The 15,164-nt window shown below is 60.9% G+C and carries 12 protein-coding genes; 9 read left to right on the top strand and 3 right to left on the bottom strand.

Annotated features, from left to right (window positions below):
• Positions 1-67 precede the first annotated feature (67 nt).
• From KGA82_RS12245 to KGA82_RS12225, 5 genes are all read left to right on the top strand, one after another.
• Positions 68-1,303, top strand: a complete 1,236-nt coding sequence (locus KGA82_RS12245; RefSeq protein WP_008034068.1) for a 3-methyl-2-oxobutanoate dehydrogenase (2-methylpropanoyl-transferring) subunit alpha — start codon at positions 68-70, stop codon at positions 1,301-1,303.
• Position 1,304: 1 nt separating this feature from the next.
• The gene (locus KGA82_RS12240) at positions 1,305-2,363 is read left to right on the top strand and encodes an alpha-ketoacid dehydrogenase subunit beta (RefSeq protein WP_008040031.1); all 1,059 of its coding nucleotides are present in this window, start codon (positions 1,305-1,307) and stop codon (positions 2,361-2,363) included.
• Positions 2,364-3,635 carry a dihydrolipoamide acetyltransferase family protein gene (locus tag KGA82_RS12235; protein ID WP_223450507.1) on the top strand — a complete coding sequence of 424 codons (1,272 nt, stop codon included), beginning with the start codon at positions 2,364-2,366 and terminating at the stop codon, positions 3,633-3,635. It begins immediately after the preceding gene.
• A 3-nt stretch (positions 3,636-3,638) separates the two neighbouring features.
• Entirely contained in the window at positions 3,639-5,021 is a 1,383-nt protein-coding gene (gene lpdA, locus KGA82_RS12230; protein WP_223450504.1) for a dihydrolipoyl dehydrogenase, read from the top strand.
• Between the two features lie 213 nt (positions 5,022-5,234).
• Positions 5,235-6,254, top strand: coding sequence for a branched-chain amino acid aminotransferase (locus KGA82_RS12225; RefSeq protein ID WP_008034076.1), 1,020 nt, complete (start codon positions 5,235-5,237; stop codon positions 6,252-6,254).
• Between the two features lie 180 nt (positions 6,255-6,434).
• On the opposite strand, the gene KGA82_RS12220 is transcribed toward KGA82_RS12225, so the two are convergent.
• Positions 6,435-7,265 (bottom strand): ArsR/SmtB family transcription factor, encoded by an 831-nt coding sequence (locus KGA82_RS12220; RefSeq protein WP_223450501.1) that lies wholly within the window; start codon positions 7,263-7,265, stop codon positions 6,435-6,437.
• A gap of 82 nt (positions 7,266-7,347) precedes the next feature.
• Here KGA82_RS12220 and KGA82_RS12215 point away from each other — a divergent pair, with 82 nt between their 5' ends.
• Positions 7,348-8,460, top strand: a complete 1,113-nt coding sequence (locus tag KGA82_RS12215; RefSeq protein WP_223450499.1) for a cytochrome P450 — start codon at positions 7,348-7,350, stop codon at positions 8,458-8,460.
• Positions 8,461-8,576: 116 nt separating this feature from the next.
• On the top strand, positions 8,577-9,608 hold the full coding sequence (locus KGA82_RS12210; RefSeq protein ID WP_223450497.1) for a D-cysteine desulfhydrase family protein: 1,032 nt from the start codon (positions 8,577-8,579) through the stop codon (positions 9,606-9,608).
• Between the two features lie 115 nt (positions 9,609-9,723).
• Here the strand turns inward: KGA82_RS12210 and KGA82_RS12205 are convergent, their stop codons facing one another.
• Positions 9,724-10,062 carry an FKBP-type peptidyl-prolyl cis-trans isomerase gene (locus tag KGA82_RS12205; RefSeq protein WP_032832522.1) on the bottom strand — a complete coding sequence of 113 codons (339 nt, stop codon included), beginning with the start codon at positions 10,060-10,062 and terminating at the stop codon, positions 9,724-9,726.
• A 163-nt stretch (positions 10,063-10,225) separates the two neighbouring features.
• Here KGA82_RS12205 and KGA82_RS12200 point away from each other — a divergent pair, with 163 nt between their 5' ends.
• Entirely contained in the window at positions 10,226-11,305 is a 1,080-nt protein-coding gene (locus tag KGA82_RS12200; protein ID WP_223450494.1) for a sensor domain-containing diguanylate cyclase, read from the top strand.
• A 137-nt stretch (positions 11,306-11,442) separates the two neighbouring features.
• Positions 11,443-13,251, top strand: coding sequence for a monovalent cation:proton antiporter-2 (CPA2) family protein (locus KGA82_RS12195; RefSeq protein WP_223450492.1), 1,809 nt, complete (start codon positions 11,443-11,445; stop codon positions 13,249-13,251).
• Positions 13,252-13,301: 50 nt separating this feature from the next.
• Here the strand turns inward: KGA82_RS12195 and KGA82_RS12190 are convergent, their stop codons facing one another.
• Entirely contained in the window at positions 13,302-14,861 is a 1,560-nt protein-coding gene (locus tag KGA82_RS12190) for a TerC family protein (protein ID WP_223415963.1), read from the bottom strand.
• Positions 14,862-15,164: the final 303 nt, after the last annotated feature.

Raw genomic sequence — 15,164 nt, 5'->3', positions numbered from 1 at the left:
ATTTCCATAACACGTGGAATGACGGTCAGCTCACTACAAGAAATTCACAAGATCGAGCGTAGAAGCCATGAACCAAGCGTATGAACCGCTGCGCCTGCACGTCCCTGAACCCTCGGGCCGTCCCGGCTGTAAAACCGACTTCTCCTACCTGCATCTGACCGATGCCGGCACGGTGCGCAAACCTCCAATCGACGTTGAACCCGCCGACACGGCCGATCTGGCCCGCGGCCTGATTCGCGTGCTCGACGATCAGGGCAATGCCCTGGGCCCGTGGGCCGAAGGCGTACCGGTGGAGATCCTGCGTAAAGGCATGCGCGCCATGCTCAAGACGCGGATCTACGACAACCGCATGGTGGTCGCCCAGCGTCAGAAAAAAATGTCGTTCTACATGCAAAGCCTTGGCGAAGAAGCCATCGGCAGCGCCCAGGCCCTGGCCTTGAACATCGACGACATGTGCTTTCCGACCTACCGCCAGCAAAGCATCCTGATGGCACGTGAAGTGCCGCTGGTGGACCTGATCTGCCAGTTGCTGTCCAACGAGCGCGATCCGCTCAAGGGCCGTCAGTTGCCGATCATGTACTCGGTCAAGGAAGCCGGTTTCTTCACCATTTCCGGCAACCTCGCCACCCAATTCGTCCAGGCTGTCGGCTGGGGCATGGCCTCGGCGATCAAGGGCGACACCAAAATCGCCTCGGCCTGGATCGGCGACGGCGCCACTGCCGAGTCGGACTTCCACACCGCCCTGACCTTCGCCCACGTGTACCGCGCGCCGGTGATCCTCAACGTGGTCAACAACCAATGGGCCATCTCCACCTTCCAGGCGATTGCCGGTGGTGAAGCCACTACGTTCGCCGGTCGTGGCGTCGGTTGCGGCATCGCCTCCCTGCGCGTCGACGGTAACGATTTCTACGCGGTCTACGCCGCTTCCGCCTGGGCCGCCGAGCGCGCCCGCCGCAACCTTGGCCCGACCATGATCGAATGGGTCACCTACCGCGCCGGCCCGCACTCGACCTCCGATGACCCGTCCAAATACCGTCCTGCCGACGACTGGAGCCACTTCCCGTTGGGCGATCCGATTGCGCGCCTGAAGCAGCACCTGGTGAAAATCGGTCACTGGTCCGAAGAGGAACACGTCGCCGTCAGCGCCGAACTGGAAGCCGAAGTCATCGCCGCGCAGAAAGAAGCCGAGCAGTACGGCACCCTCGCCGGCGGCCAGATTCCGAGCGCCGCGACCATGTTCGAAGACGTCTACAAAGAGATGCCGGAGCACTTGAAGCGCCAGCGTCAAGAGTTGGGGATCTGACATGAACGATCACAACAACAATATTCAACCGGAAACCGCCATGACCACGACCACCATGACCATGATCCAGGCCCTGCGCTCGGCCATGGATGTGATGCTTGAACGTGACGACAACGTCGTGGTGTTTGGTCAGGACGTTGGCTACTTCGGCGGCGTGTTCCGTTGCACCGAAGGCTTGCAGAACAAGTACGGCACCTCCCGCGTGTTCGATGCGCCGATCTCCGAAAGCGGCATCGTCGGCGTTGCCGTGGGCATGGGCGCCTACGGTTTGCGTCCGGTGGCCGAAATCCAGTTCGCCGACTACGTGTACCCGGCGTCGGACCAGATCATTTCCGAAGCCGCCCGCCTGCGTTATCGCTCGGCCGGCGAGTTCACCGCACCGATGACCCTGCGCATGCCTTGCGGCGGCGGCATCTACGGTGGCCAGACGCACAGCCAGAGTATCGAGGCGATGTTTACCCAGGTCTGCGGCTTGCGCACGGTGATGCCGTCCAACCCGTACGACGCCAAGGGCCTGCTGATTGCCTCCATCGAAAACGATGACCCGGTGATCTTCCTGGAGCCAAAACGCCTGTACAACGGCCCGTTCGATGGTCACCACGAACGTCCGGTCACGCCATGGTCGAAACACCCGGCCGCGCAAGTCCCGGATGGTTACTACACCGTACCGCTGGACGTCGCCGCCATCACCCGCCCGGGCAAGGATGTGACCATCCTGACTTACGGCACCACCGTTTATGTGTCGCAAGTCGCCGCTGAAGAAAGCGGGATCGACGCTGAAGTCATCGACCTGCGCAGCCTGTGGCCGCTGGACCTGGAAACCATCACCAAGTCGGTGAAGAAAACCGGCCGTTGCGTGATCGTTCACGAAGCGACCCGCACTTGCGGTTTCGGTGCCGAACTGGCTGCCCTGGTGCAAGAGCATTGCTTCCACTACCTGGAAGCGCCGATCGAACGCGTCACCGGTTGGGACACCCCCTACCCGCACGCGCAAGAGTGGGCGTATTTCCCTGGTCCGTCCCGAGTGGGCGCGGCTTTGCATCGGGTTATGGAGGTCTGAATGGGCACGCACGTTATTAAAATGCCGGACATTGGTGAAGGCATTGCAGAAGTTGAACTGTCGGTGTGGCACGTCAAAGTCGGCGACATGGTCGTCGAGGATCAGGTGCTGGCCGATGTCATGACCGACAAGGCGATGGTCGACATCCCTTCGCCGGTGCACGGCAAGGTGATTGCGCTGGGCGGCGTGCCCGGCGAAGTCATGGCGGTTGGCAGCATCCTGATCAGCATTGAAGTCGAAGGTGCGGGCAACGTTAAAGAGTCGGCCGAGCCTGTGGTTGCCGCCGCGAAAGAAGCACCGGCACCCAAAGTCGAAGCTGTTGCAGCAACCAAACCGGCTCCTGCCGCAGCGCCGCGAGCGGCCGTCTGCCAGGGCCCGATGGTGGCTCGCGAAGCCGACGAGCGTCCGCTGGCCTCCCCGGCCGTGCGCAAACATGCGCTGGACCTCGGCATTCAATTGCGCCTGGTGCGTGGCACCGGTCCTGCCGGTCGCGTGCTGCACGAAGACCTGGACGCCTATCTGGCGCAAGGTCAGTCGAATGCAACGACTGCCACCGCCGCTTATGCTCAGCGCAACGACGAAGAACAGATCCCGGTGATCGGCATGCGCCGCAAGATCGCCCAGCGCATGCAGGACGCCACCCAGCGCGCCGCCCACTTCAGTTATGTCGAAGAAATCGACGTCACGGCCGTGGAAGAACTGCGTGCGCACCTGAACGAAAAACACGGTGCGACCCGTGGCAAGCTGACCCTGTTGCCATTTTTGGTCCGCGCCCTGGTTGTCGCCCTGCGCGACTTCCCGCAGATCAACGCCCGTTACGACGACGAAGCCCAGGTCATCACCCGCCTCGGCGCGGTGCATGTGGGCATCGCCACTCAAGCCGACATCGGTTTGATGGTGCCCGTGGTGCGTCACGCCGAAGCCCGCAGCCTGTGGGACAACGCCGCCGAAATCTCCCGTTTGGCCAACGCCGCGCGTAACGGCAAGGCCAGCCGCGATGAATTGTCCGGCTCGAGCATCACCCTGACCAGCCTCGGCGCATTGGGCGGAATCGTCAGCACCCCGGTGCTGAACCTGCCGGAAGTGGCGATCGTCGGCGTCAACAAAATCGTCGAACGCCCGATGGTGGTCAAAGGCCAGATCGTGATCCGCAAGATGATGAACCTCTCCAGCTCCTTCGATCACCGCGTGGTCGATGGCATGGACGCGGCGCAATTCATCCAGGCCGTTCGTGGCTTGCTCGAACAACCCGCTACCTTGTTTGTGGAGTAAGGCATGCAGATTTTGAACACCACACTGCTGATCATCGGCGGCGGTCCTGGCGGTTATGTGACGGCGATCCGTGCCGGTCAGCTGGGCATCTCGACCATTCTGGTGGAAGGCGAATCGTTGGGCGGTACCTGCCTGAACATCGGCTGCATCCCGTCGAAAGCGTTGATCCACGTTGCCGAGCAGTTCCACCAGACGCAGCACCACAGCAAACACTCTGCGCTGGGCATCAGCGTCTCAACGCCGACCCTCGATATCAGCAAAAGCGTCGAGTGGAAGGACGGCATCGTTGATCGCCTGACCACTGGCGTCTCGGCGCTGCTGAAAAAGAACAAAATTCAGGTTATTCAAGGTTTTGCGAAAGTTATCGATGGTAAAACCGTAGAAGTCGGCGACACGCGCATTCAGTGCGAGCACCTGGTGCTGGCCACCGGTTCGAAAAGCGTGAACCTGCCGATGCTGCCGATTGGCGGGCCGATCATCTCCTCCACCGAAGCCTTGGCACCCACATCGGTACCGAAACGGCTGGTCGTGGTGGGTGGCGGTTACATCGGTCTGGAACTGGGGATTGCCTATCGCAAGCTCGGCGCCGACGTCAGTGTGGTCGAGGCGCAAGATCGCATCCTGCCGGCCTACGACGCTGAACTGACCCAGCCTGTTCATGATGAATTGAAAAAACTCGGCGTGAAGCTTTACTTGAAGCACAGCGTCCAAGGCTTTGATTCTAATAACAATACGTTGCAGGTTCTCGAACCGAACGGCGAAACCCTGAACCTGGAAACCGATCAGGTACTGGTCGCCGTTGGCCGCAAACCCAACACCCAGGGCTGGAACCTCGAAGCGCTGAATCTGGACATGAACGGCTCGGCGATCAAGATCGACAACCGTTGCCAGACCAGCATGCGCAACGTCTACGCCATCGGCGACGTCAGCGGTGAACCGATGCTTGCGCACCGGGCCATGGCTCAGGGCGAAATGGTGGCCGAGCTGATCAGCGGTAAAACCCGCGAATTCAACCCGACGGCTATCGCTGCCGTGTGCTTCACCGACCCGGAACTGGTGGTGGTCGGCAAGACCCCGGACGAGGTCAAGGCGGCGGGTCTGGACTGCATCGTTTCAAGCTTCCCGTTCGCGGCCAATGGCCGGGCGATGACGCTGGAATCGAAAAGCGGCTTCGTGCGAGTGGTCGCTCGTCGGGACAATCACGTGATTGTTGGCTGGCAGGCCGTTGGCGTGGGTGTTTCGGAATTGTCGACCGCGTTTGGCCAAAGCCTGGAAATGGGCGCCCGACTGGAAGACATCGCCGGCACCATCCATGCGCATCCGACGTTGGGCGAAGCAGTGCAGGAAGCGGCGTTGCGGGCTCTTGGCCACGCGCTGCACCTTTAAGCCGACCCCGTAGGAGCGAGGCTTGCCCGCGAAGAACGATAACGCGATGGTTCAGATACACCGCGTTATCGTTCTTCGCGGGCAAGCCTTGCTCCTACAAAGGAATGCATTCCGGGCTGCGAATTGGGCCCGGAATGAAGTATTGTTGTCCCCATCCAAAAAACGTCAGAAGCCTTGAACCGTTTCGACGGTTGTTAAGTGATAGAGGGTGTCATGGGTAACGAAAGCATCAATTGGGACAAGCTGGGTTTTGATTACATCAAGACAGACAAGCGCTATCTGTCGCACTGGCGTAATGGCGAGTGGGACAAAGGCACCCTGACCGAAGACAATGTGCTGCACATCAGCGAAGGCTCGACTGCCCTTCACTATGGCCAGCAATGCTTCGAAGGCCTGAAGGCCTACCGTTGCAAGGACGGTTCGATCAACCTGTTCCGCCCGGACCAGAACGCCGCCCGCATGCAGCGCAGCTGCGCCCGCCTGCTGATGCCGCATGTGTCGACCGAGCAGTTCATCGAAGCGTGCAAGGAAGTGGTCCGCGCCAACGAGCGTTTCATCCCGCCTTACGGCACCGGCGGTGCGCTGTACCTGCGCCCGTTCGTGATCGGCGTGGGTGACAACATCGGCGTGCGTACCGCACCCGAGTTCATCTTCTCGATCTTCTGCATCCCGGTCGGCGCTTACTTCAAAGGTGGCCTGACCCCGCACAACTTCCTGATCTCCAGCTACGACCGTGCCGCCCCACAAGGCACCGGCGCAGCCAAGGTCGGCGGCAACTACGCCGCCAGCCTGATGCCTGGTTCCCAGGCCAAGAAGGCGCATTTTGCCGACTGCATCTACCTGGACCCGATGACCCACACCAAAATCGAAGAAGTCGGTTCGGCCAACTTCTTCGGGATCACCCATGACAACAAGTTCGTCACCCCGAACTCGCCGTCGGTACTGCCGGGCATCACCCGTCTGTCGTTGATCGAACTGGCCAAGACGCGTCTGGGCCTGGAAGTGGTTGAAGGTGACGTGTTCATCGACAAGCTGTCCGACTTCAAGGAAGCCGGCGCTTGCGGTACGGCTGCCGTGATCACCCCGATCGGCGGTATCAGCTACAACGACCACCTGCACGTGTTCCACAGCGAAACCGAGGTCGGCCCGGTCACCCAGAAGCTCTACAAAGAGCTGACTGGCGTGCAAACCGGTGAGATCGAAGCGCCAGCAGGCTGGATCGTCAAGGTTTGATCTGACCTCTGCTGCATCCAAGCCCCCCATCGTCTTGGCGATGGGGGGCTTTTTTATGAGCCAGACATTCCATTCGCCTCAGAACTGTAGGAGCCGGCTTGCTGGCGATGGTCGTTAACGATAACGCTTACTGACTGGTTCACCGCGGTGCACTGGAGTCCATCGCCAGCAAGCCGGCTCCTACAGGTTCTGTGTTTCCCGAGAGTCCGTGTCAGGAACTCCGTTTGCCAGTGTGAGGCGCTTGCCCACCCTGCCCTTGATGCCGCTGACCTGACCGGCCTGGGTGATCAATCCGGGAATCAGCGCGCCTACGGGCAGATTTTGCTTCAGGTCAAACCGGGCGCCGATTTCCTTGCGGCCCAACGCGGTCAACGTCAGCGCCCGGCTGTCCAGATCCTGCGTCACCCATTTGCGCTTGATCGCCGTTTGCAGCAACGCCGCGCCCAACGAACCACCCAGATGCGGTCGACGCATGCTCCAGTCCAGGCACGGGCAGGCAAACCGTCGGCGCTGCGTGGTCAGGTCGTTGACTTCAATGCCCAGCCCTTCGAACAACGCCTCGCCGCTGTCACTCAACCGATAAGCCTGTTCATCGGTTTCCAGCAACCAGCCTTTTTCCAGCAGCCGGTCATGCAGCAACACCGCCAGCGTGCCGGCCATGTGGTCGTAGCACGTGCGGGCAAATTGCAGGCGGTCCGGCGTGCGTGGGTTGAAGGTCGGCGCGGTGTTCTGGCCGATCACCATCAACGCTTCCAGCGCCTGGGCCACGCGTTTGTCCGCGAGGCTGTAATAGCGATGGCGCCCCTGGACGTGCAGACGCAGCAGCGCCAGGTCCTTGAGTTTGGCCAGATGCGCGCTGGCAGTGGAAGCGCTGACTTCGGCAATCGCCGCCAACTCGGTGCTGGTGCGGGCGTGGCCGTCCATCAAAGAACACAACATTTTGGTCCGGGCCGGTTCGGCAATGGCCGCCGCCACCTGTGAAACACCGAGGTCGTGTGGTTCTGCGTTCATATTTCGCTCCCGGACGAATCAAGCCCTTTTCGGACTGGAGATAGTAGCAACACTTTTCCCACCACGAACAAGGCTGCGACCCATGGACCCGATCATCGCTGCGACTCATGCCGATCCTTATCCTTATTACGCGCAGTTGCGCGCTCAAGGCGGACTGGTTTTTCACCAGGGACTGAAACTGTGGGTGGCCAGTAGCGCCAAAGCCGTGGCGGCGGTGCTGGCGCATCCTGACTGTCACGTGCGGCCGACTCACGAACCAGTGCCCAAGGCCATTGCCAGTGGCATGGCCGGCAAGGTCTTCAGTCAGTTGATGCGCATGAACGAGGGCAAACGCCAGCGTTGCCCAAGATCGGCGATCCAGCCGGAGGTGGCGCTTATTGACGGGGAGGAAGTCGATGCGTTGGTCGGTGCGCGGTTGCTCAGCCCCGACGCCGAAGGGCTGCACAAGGCAATGTTCCTTGGCCCGGTGTGCGTAGTGGCGGCGTTGCTGGGGTTTTCGCCCGCACAGGCTCGGGTGATCAGCGAGCTGACCGGGGATTTCGTCGCGTGCCTGTCGCCCCTCAGCGCTCAGGCACACCTGGACGCTGCCCATGCGGCGGCGGAACAGTTGCGCGGTTACTTCATTGAGTTGCTGGACGACCCGGACAATCAAAGCGCCCTTCTTGCCGGTATCCGCCAGCGGTTTTCGGCAACCTCCGACGACAGCGAAGCCCTGATTGCCAACCTCATCGGCCTGTTCTCCCAAACCTATGAAGCCACCGCCGGGCTGATCGGCAATGCGTTACTGGCGTTGATTCGACATCCGCAGTGGCTGAACGATTCGATCAACATTGACGACCTGTTGGCCGAAGTCCAGCGCTTCGATCCGCCGGTACAGAACACCCGTCGCTTCGTCGCCGCATCCTGTGAAATCGAGGGTATGAACTTCAATGCGGGCGATGTGATCCTGGTGATGCTGGCGTCGGCCAATCGCGATCCGCAGTTCAATGAGCAGCCTGATGCATTCATGCTCGAACGCCCGCAGCGACGCAGTTTCACCTTCGGTGCCGGTCGTCATCAATGCCCGGGGCAGGTGCTGGCCATGAGTATCGCCAGCGCCACGCTGGCGCAGATTCTGGCATTGAAACCCGCGCTGGAGCGATTGACCTGGCGCTACCGCCCTTCCCTGAATGGCCGAATCCCGCTGTTCTCGTGAAGATCACGCCGGCGCATTTGTTACATCAGGTTAAGGGTGTAATGACTGGCAATGCGTTTATCGCGAGTGACTTTCTCCCTAGAGTCACTCTGATAAACGTCAGCGAGGCGCCATCGATGCAAACCCAACTGGACAAAGCCCTGAGCGCATTTGCGCGAGCAGACCTTCTGCAAGGCCCCACGCCCATTCAACGAGCCGAACGCCTCGAACAGCTGTTGGGCCTGGGGACGCGGGGAATTCGCCTGTTTCTCAAACGCGACGATCACATGTTGCTGGGCGGTGGCGGCAACAAACTGCGCAAACTCGAATTCCATATCGGGGCGGCGCAGCAGGCCGGCATTGATACGGTCATTACCGTCGGCGGCGTGCAGTCCAACCATGCGCGCCTGACCGCCGCAGCCTGCGCACGCCTGGGCATCGCCTGCGAATTGATCCTGACCCGCTCGGTCCCCAAGGCTGATGTGGACTACGAACTCAACGGCAATGTGCTGCTCGACCAATTGTTTGGCGCGCAACTGCAAGTGCTGGCGGGAGGCACCGACTCGCTCGCTCGGGCCGAGGCTCGCGCGGCGCAACTTCAGGACGCGGGACACAAGGTGCTGGTGATTCCCATGGGCGGCTCAACGCCCCTCGGCAGTCTCGGTTATGCACGTTGCGCCGCAGAAATCATGCAGCAGGAGACGGCACTCGGCCTGGTCTTCAATCAGGTCGTGGTGCCCAACGGCAGCGCCGGCACCCACGCCGGGCTCGCGGCAGGCTTCCAGTTGCTGGACCGAGGGGCCTCGATGGTCAAGTCTTACTCGGTGTTGTCGGATCGGGAAACGTCAGCGACCAGAACCTTGAAATTGACCCGGGACATCCTGGCTTTACTGGGCAGCACCGCCAACGTGCGGCCAGAAGAGGTTGTGATCGACGGCAGTCAGTTGGGCGAGGGTTACGGCCTGCCGACGCCAGCCATGCAAGACGCCGTACGCCTGATGGCCCGCGCTGAAGGTCTGTTGATCGACCCGGTGTACTCCGGCAAGGCGTTTGCCGGGTTGGTGGCGGATCTCAAGCAAGAACGTTTTCGCGCCGGGGACAACGTGCTGTTTGTGATGACGGGCGGGACACCGGGGTTGTATGCGTACAGGGAGACGTTTCAGGGTTAGTCATGCCAGATTGACCGCGTTATCGTTCATCGCCAGCAAGCCGGCTCCTACAGGGATTGCGTACTTGCCGGCGATGGCGGCATGACAAACAACACACCTCCCCCTGACGCGCCAATCAATCATCCCGCGTCAAAACTTCCAGCAATTCAATCTCGAAAATCAGGTTCGAATTCGGCGGGATCGCCCCCATCGTGCGCTCGCCATAGCCCAGATGCGCCGGCACCAGCAATTTGCGCTTGCCACCGACCTGCATCCCCATGATCCCCTGATCCCAGCCTTTGATCACACGTCCGGTGCCGATCACGCACTGGAAAGGTTTGCCCCGGCTGTAGGAAGAATCGAACTCGCTACCGTCTTCCAGCCAGCCACGATACTGGGTGGTGATCAGCGCACCTTTGACGGCTGCTTTGCCGTCGCCCGCTTCAAGATCGATTACCTGCAGTTCATCATTCATCATGTTCACTCTATTGTTCACTCGCCCAATTGGACGTAACGGCGCCGTTTTCCCAGAAACGTGCGCGATTGGCAACCCATACGGCCTGTTTCTACCATTAGGCGTGAACTAAGATATGCAGCACCGACCATAGGAATCAAAACGCCATGACGGCAACCTCTGCATGATTCATGTCTGGACCGGCGCAGCCATTTGCGCGTTGCTGCTTGCCTTGATTATCGCGCTGATCTGTCGCGAGCGTTCGCTGCGAAAGCAGCTCGACGAATATCGCGTGCTCATCACCCACCTGTCCGAACGACAAAACATCCATCAGGACAGCGACGCCGAACGCTTCAAGCGCAGCCAGTATTTCGCCCGAATCGGCACCTGGGACTGGGATGTCGACACCGATCGGCTCTACTGGTCGGACGCGATTTACGGCATGTTCGGCTTCAAGATCGGCGAAGTGACGCCCTCCTACGCCTTGTTTTGCGCCTGCGTGCATCCCGACGACCGGGTCAGGGTCCGGGCCGGTGAGCTGCGTTGCCTGGAAACCGGCGAGAACCATGACGAGGAATACCGGGTCATCTGGCCCGACGGCACCATCCGCTGGTTGCGCGAGACCGGCAACGTGGTGAAAAACAACCACGATGAAACGATCAAGATGATGGGCGTGGTCCGCGACATCACCGAGGAAAAAGCCTCCGCCAGTTACCTGCAGCACCTGGCCCATTTCGACCCGTTGACCGGCCTGCCCAACCGGCTGGTACTCGAAGAGCGTTTGTCCGAGGCGCTGGAACAAGCCCGAATCACCGCCACCCGAGTAGCACTGGTGTTCGTCGACCTCAACGGTTTCAAGGCGATCAACGACCGTTACGGCCATGCCGCCGGCGACCGCGTACTCGTCACCACCGCCACGCGCCTGAAGCGAATCCTGCGCTCAACTGACACCGTCGCCCGCATCGGTGGCGACGAATTCGTGGTCATCCTCCAGGGCCTGCCGCAAGGCGGCAGTTTGCAAGACGAAGCCCGCAACATCTGCCAGAAAATCTTCGTCGAACTCTCACCTCCCGTCACCATCGGCAACGACCAGCGCCACATCGGCACCAGCCTGGGCGTCGCGGTGTTCCCCGATCATGCGCCGAGCATGGACCGGTTGATTCATATTGCAGACTTGGCGATGTATGAAGCCAAGCGCAGCGGGAATAATCAGTATCGGTTGGGTGAGCAGGGGTTGAGCCACAGTCGTGTCGAATCAACCTGATCGGACTTCGAGTGCACTGAAACAGTCCCGATTGTTGCACTCGCGCCATTCATACAATCATTGCAGGCCTGGCTTGCGCCCGTCGTCTCAGCCTTTATCCTTGTACCCCCCGCCGTACCGAGTTCTGGAGTTTCCCCATGCCCCATGAAGGCAACCTGTTGCAAGCCGCTGTCGTGTTCCTGTTCGCGGCGGTGCTCACCGTTCCTTTAGCCAAGCGCCTGCAACTCGGGGCGGTGCTGGGTTATCTGTTTGCCGGGGTGATCATCGGGCCGTCGGTACTGGGGCTGATCGGCAACCCGCAAAGCGTCAGTCATATTTCCGAACTCGGCGTGGTGTTGCTGCTGTTTATCATCGGCCTGGAGCTGTCGCCGCGACGCTTGTGGGTGATGCGCAAATCGGTGTTTGGCGTCGGTCTGGCGCAGGTGCTGCTGACCGGATCGGTGATTGGCGTGGTGGCGCTGTTCGTGTTTGGCCAGCCGTTGAACAGCGCGATTGTGCTGGGGCTGGGCCTGGCACTGTCCTCCACGGCCTTCGGCCTGCAAAGCCTGGCCGAACGCAAGGAATTGACCAGCCCCCATGGGCGTCTGGCATTCGCGATTTTGCTGTTCCAGGACATCGCAGCGATCCCGCTGATCGCCATGGTGCCGTTGCTGGCGGGCGGCGATCACACCACCACCGCGACCGAGGATTTGAACCACGGCTTGCGCGTTTTGGGCAGCATCGCCGTGGTGGTGATCGGCGGACGGTATCTGCTGCGACCGGTGTTCCGTGTGGTCGCCCGCACCGGTCTGCCGGAGGTTTCCACCGCCACTGCGTTGCTGGTGGTGATCGGCACGGCGTGGCTGATGGATCTGGTCGGCGTATCGATGGCACTTGGCGCGTTCCTCGCCGGTTTGCTGCTGGCGGATTCCGAATACCGCCACGAACTGGAAGCGCAGATCGAACCGTTCAAGGGCCTGCTGCTGGGGCTGTTTTTCATCAGCGTCGGCATGGGCGCGAATCTCAGCCTGCTGCTCAGCGCACCGATCACGGTGCTGGGCCTGACCCTGTTGCTGATCGCCATCAAGCTGCCGCTGCTGTTTGTCGTGGGGCGACTGGCTGGCGGTTTGGGCAAGGTCAGTGCGATTCGCCTCGGCATCGTACTGGCGGCGGGCGGTGAGTTTGCGTTTGTGGTGTTCAAGATCGGCCGCGATCAGGGTTTGTTCGAACCGCGCCTGTACGATCTGCTGGTGCTGACCATCACCCTGTCCATGGCGGTGACGCCGTTGTTGCTGCTGATCTGCGCGCGACTGGTCAGTCCCAAGGTGCAGCCGGTGGTGGTGCCGGAGAAATTCCGCGAGATCGACACCGACGAGCCGCGTGTGGTGATTGCCGGTATGGGCCGGATGGGGCAAATCGTCGCCCGTATCCTGCGCGCGCAGAACATCAAGTTCGTCGCCCTCGACACCTCGGTGGAAACCATCGAACTGTCGCGCAGCTTTGGCGGCGTGCCGGTGTTCTACGGCGACCCGATGCGCCCGGAAATCCTCAGCGCGGCCAAGATCGAGCACGCGGAATACTTCATCATCGCCACCGACGACCCGGACACCAACATCAAGACCGCCGAGGTGGTGCACCGGCTGTATCCTCACATCAAGATCATCGCCCGCGCCCGTAACCGTCAGCATGTACACCGGTTGGTGGACCTGGGGGCCGAGGCGATTCGGGAAACCTATTATTCGAGCCTGGAAATGAGCCGGCGCACGCTGGTGGGATTGGGCCTGACCCAGGCGCAGGCCGATGCGCGGATCAAGCGTTTCCAGCATCACGACGAGCAAGTGCTGGAAGCGCAGCATGCGGTGTATGACGATGCGGCGAAGGTGTTGCAGACCGCGCAGGAAGCCAGGGCGGAACTGGCGAAGCTGTTTGAGTCGGATCAGCTGGAAGAGCAATCCGCGAAGGGTTGAGGTGAATGTGAGGGCCTCACCGCGATGAGGCCCTCAAACTCAACGAATAATCACCCGCCGATCCGCGTCAGAAACACCCGCGTCACCCGCCGCTCTTCAACCGCCATCACCGTCATGCGCCAGCCTTCCCACTCATGGCTGTCGCCAATCATCGGCAGTCGATCCAGCATGCTCATCACCAGCCCCGCCAAGGTCTGATAGTCCTCGGTCGGTTCTACGGCGAACCCGGTCCGCTGGCGAACCCGCATCAGGTTCAACGCACCATTGACCCTGAACCCGCCCGGCTCTTCCACCACGTCCGGCCCCTCGATTTCGCTGGCGTCGGGCAACTCACCGGCAATCGACTCGAGAATGTCGGTCATGGTCAGCACGCCAACGAAGTCACCGAACTCATTGACCACAAAGGCGATGTGCGTCGAGGCCTGGCGCATCTGTTCCAGGGCATTGAGGATCGAATAACTGTCCAGCAAGTTGATGGTCTTGCGCGCCAGATGTTCAAGGTCCGGCTCGTTGCCGGCCAGGTATTCCTTGAGCAATTCCTTCTTGTGCACGAAGCCCAGCGGCTCATCCACCGCACCGTCGCGTATCAACGGCAGGCGCGAGTAGGACGAATGCATCAGCCGTGTACGAATGGCTTCTGCGTCGTCGGACAGGTCGATGTGATCGACGTCGGCGCGGACCGTCATCAACGTGCGAATCGGGCGCTCGGCCAGTTGCAGCACGCCGCTGATCATCACCCGCTCACGACGGTCGAACAGCTCTTCGCTCGGCGCCTCGCCGTTGTCGAGCATGTCGGCAATCTCTTCGCCGACCTCTTCCACCGCCAGTTTGCGCCCCCCCAGCAAACGCAAGACCGCGTGAGCCGTGCGCTCGCGCATCGGTCGCAGGCCCTGCATGGACTTTTTGCGGCGCGCCCGGGCGATCTGGTTGAACAGCTCGATCAGGATCGAGAAACCAATGGCCGCGTACAGGTAGCCCTTCGGAATATGGAAGCCCAGGCCTTCAGCGGTCAGCGCGAAGCCGATCATCATCAGGAAGCCCAGGCACAGCATGATCACCGTAGGGTGTGCGTTGACGAAACGGGTCAGCGGCTTGCTGGCGACAATCATCAGGCCGATGGAGATGATCACCGCGATCATCATGACCGCCAGCTCATCGACCATGCCCACGGCGGTAATCACCGCGTCGAGGGAGAACACCGCGTCGAGCACCACGATCTGCGCGACGATCGGCCAGAACAGCGCGTAAGCCGTGTTGGACGAGCGCTGGCCGACATGGCCTTCAAGTCGCTCGTGCAATTCCATCGTCGCCTTGAACAACAGGAACACACCACCGAACAACATGATCAGGTCACGGCCGGAGAAACTGTGCTCGAACACCTCGAACAGCGGCTGGGTCAGGGTCACCAGCCAGGAAATACTCGCCAGCAGGCCCAGGCGCATCAGCAAGGCCAGGGACAAACCGATGATTCGCGCACGGTCACGCTGCTCGGGTGGCAGCTTGTCCGCCAGGATCGCGATAAACACCAGGTTGTCGATGCCGAGCACCAGCTCCAGCACGATCAACGTCAACAGGCCCAGCCACGCGGTGGGGTCAGCTATCCATTCCATAAAAACGTCTCGATCTCTTCAGTGAATTCAGAATGCCGGGCACGGCAAGGCGCGGCGCAGAGGCCGTGGAGCTGCAATGACAAGGGTGTTCGGAAGGCGAAAGACCGGGTGTTTCGCGTGTATCAGGCGCGCACGATGGCGCTGAAGGGAAGGATAACTGGGGGGCTCCGAGAGGGTGTTCATGCAAGTCCTGAAAGGAAAAAGGCCTTGGAGCGTACAGGTGAAAGCGACTTTTCCTACAGCCGGAAATCATTACAAAATCTGTAGAAGGTCAAAAGATCGCAGCCTTCGGCAGCTCCTACA

The sequence above is a fragment of the Pseudomonas sp. BF-RE-22 genome, from assembly GCF_019956155.1.
GTDB lineage: Bacteria > Pseudomonadota > Gammaproteobacteria > Pseudomonadales > Pseudomonadaceae > Aquipseudomonas > Aquipseudomonas migulae.
The sequence above is the reverse complement of the archived record's forward strand: the minus strand, read 5'-3'. Positions and strand labels throughout refer to the sequence as shown.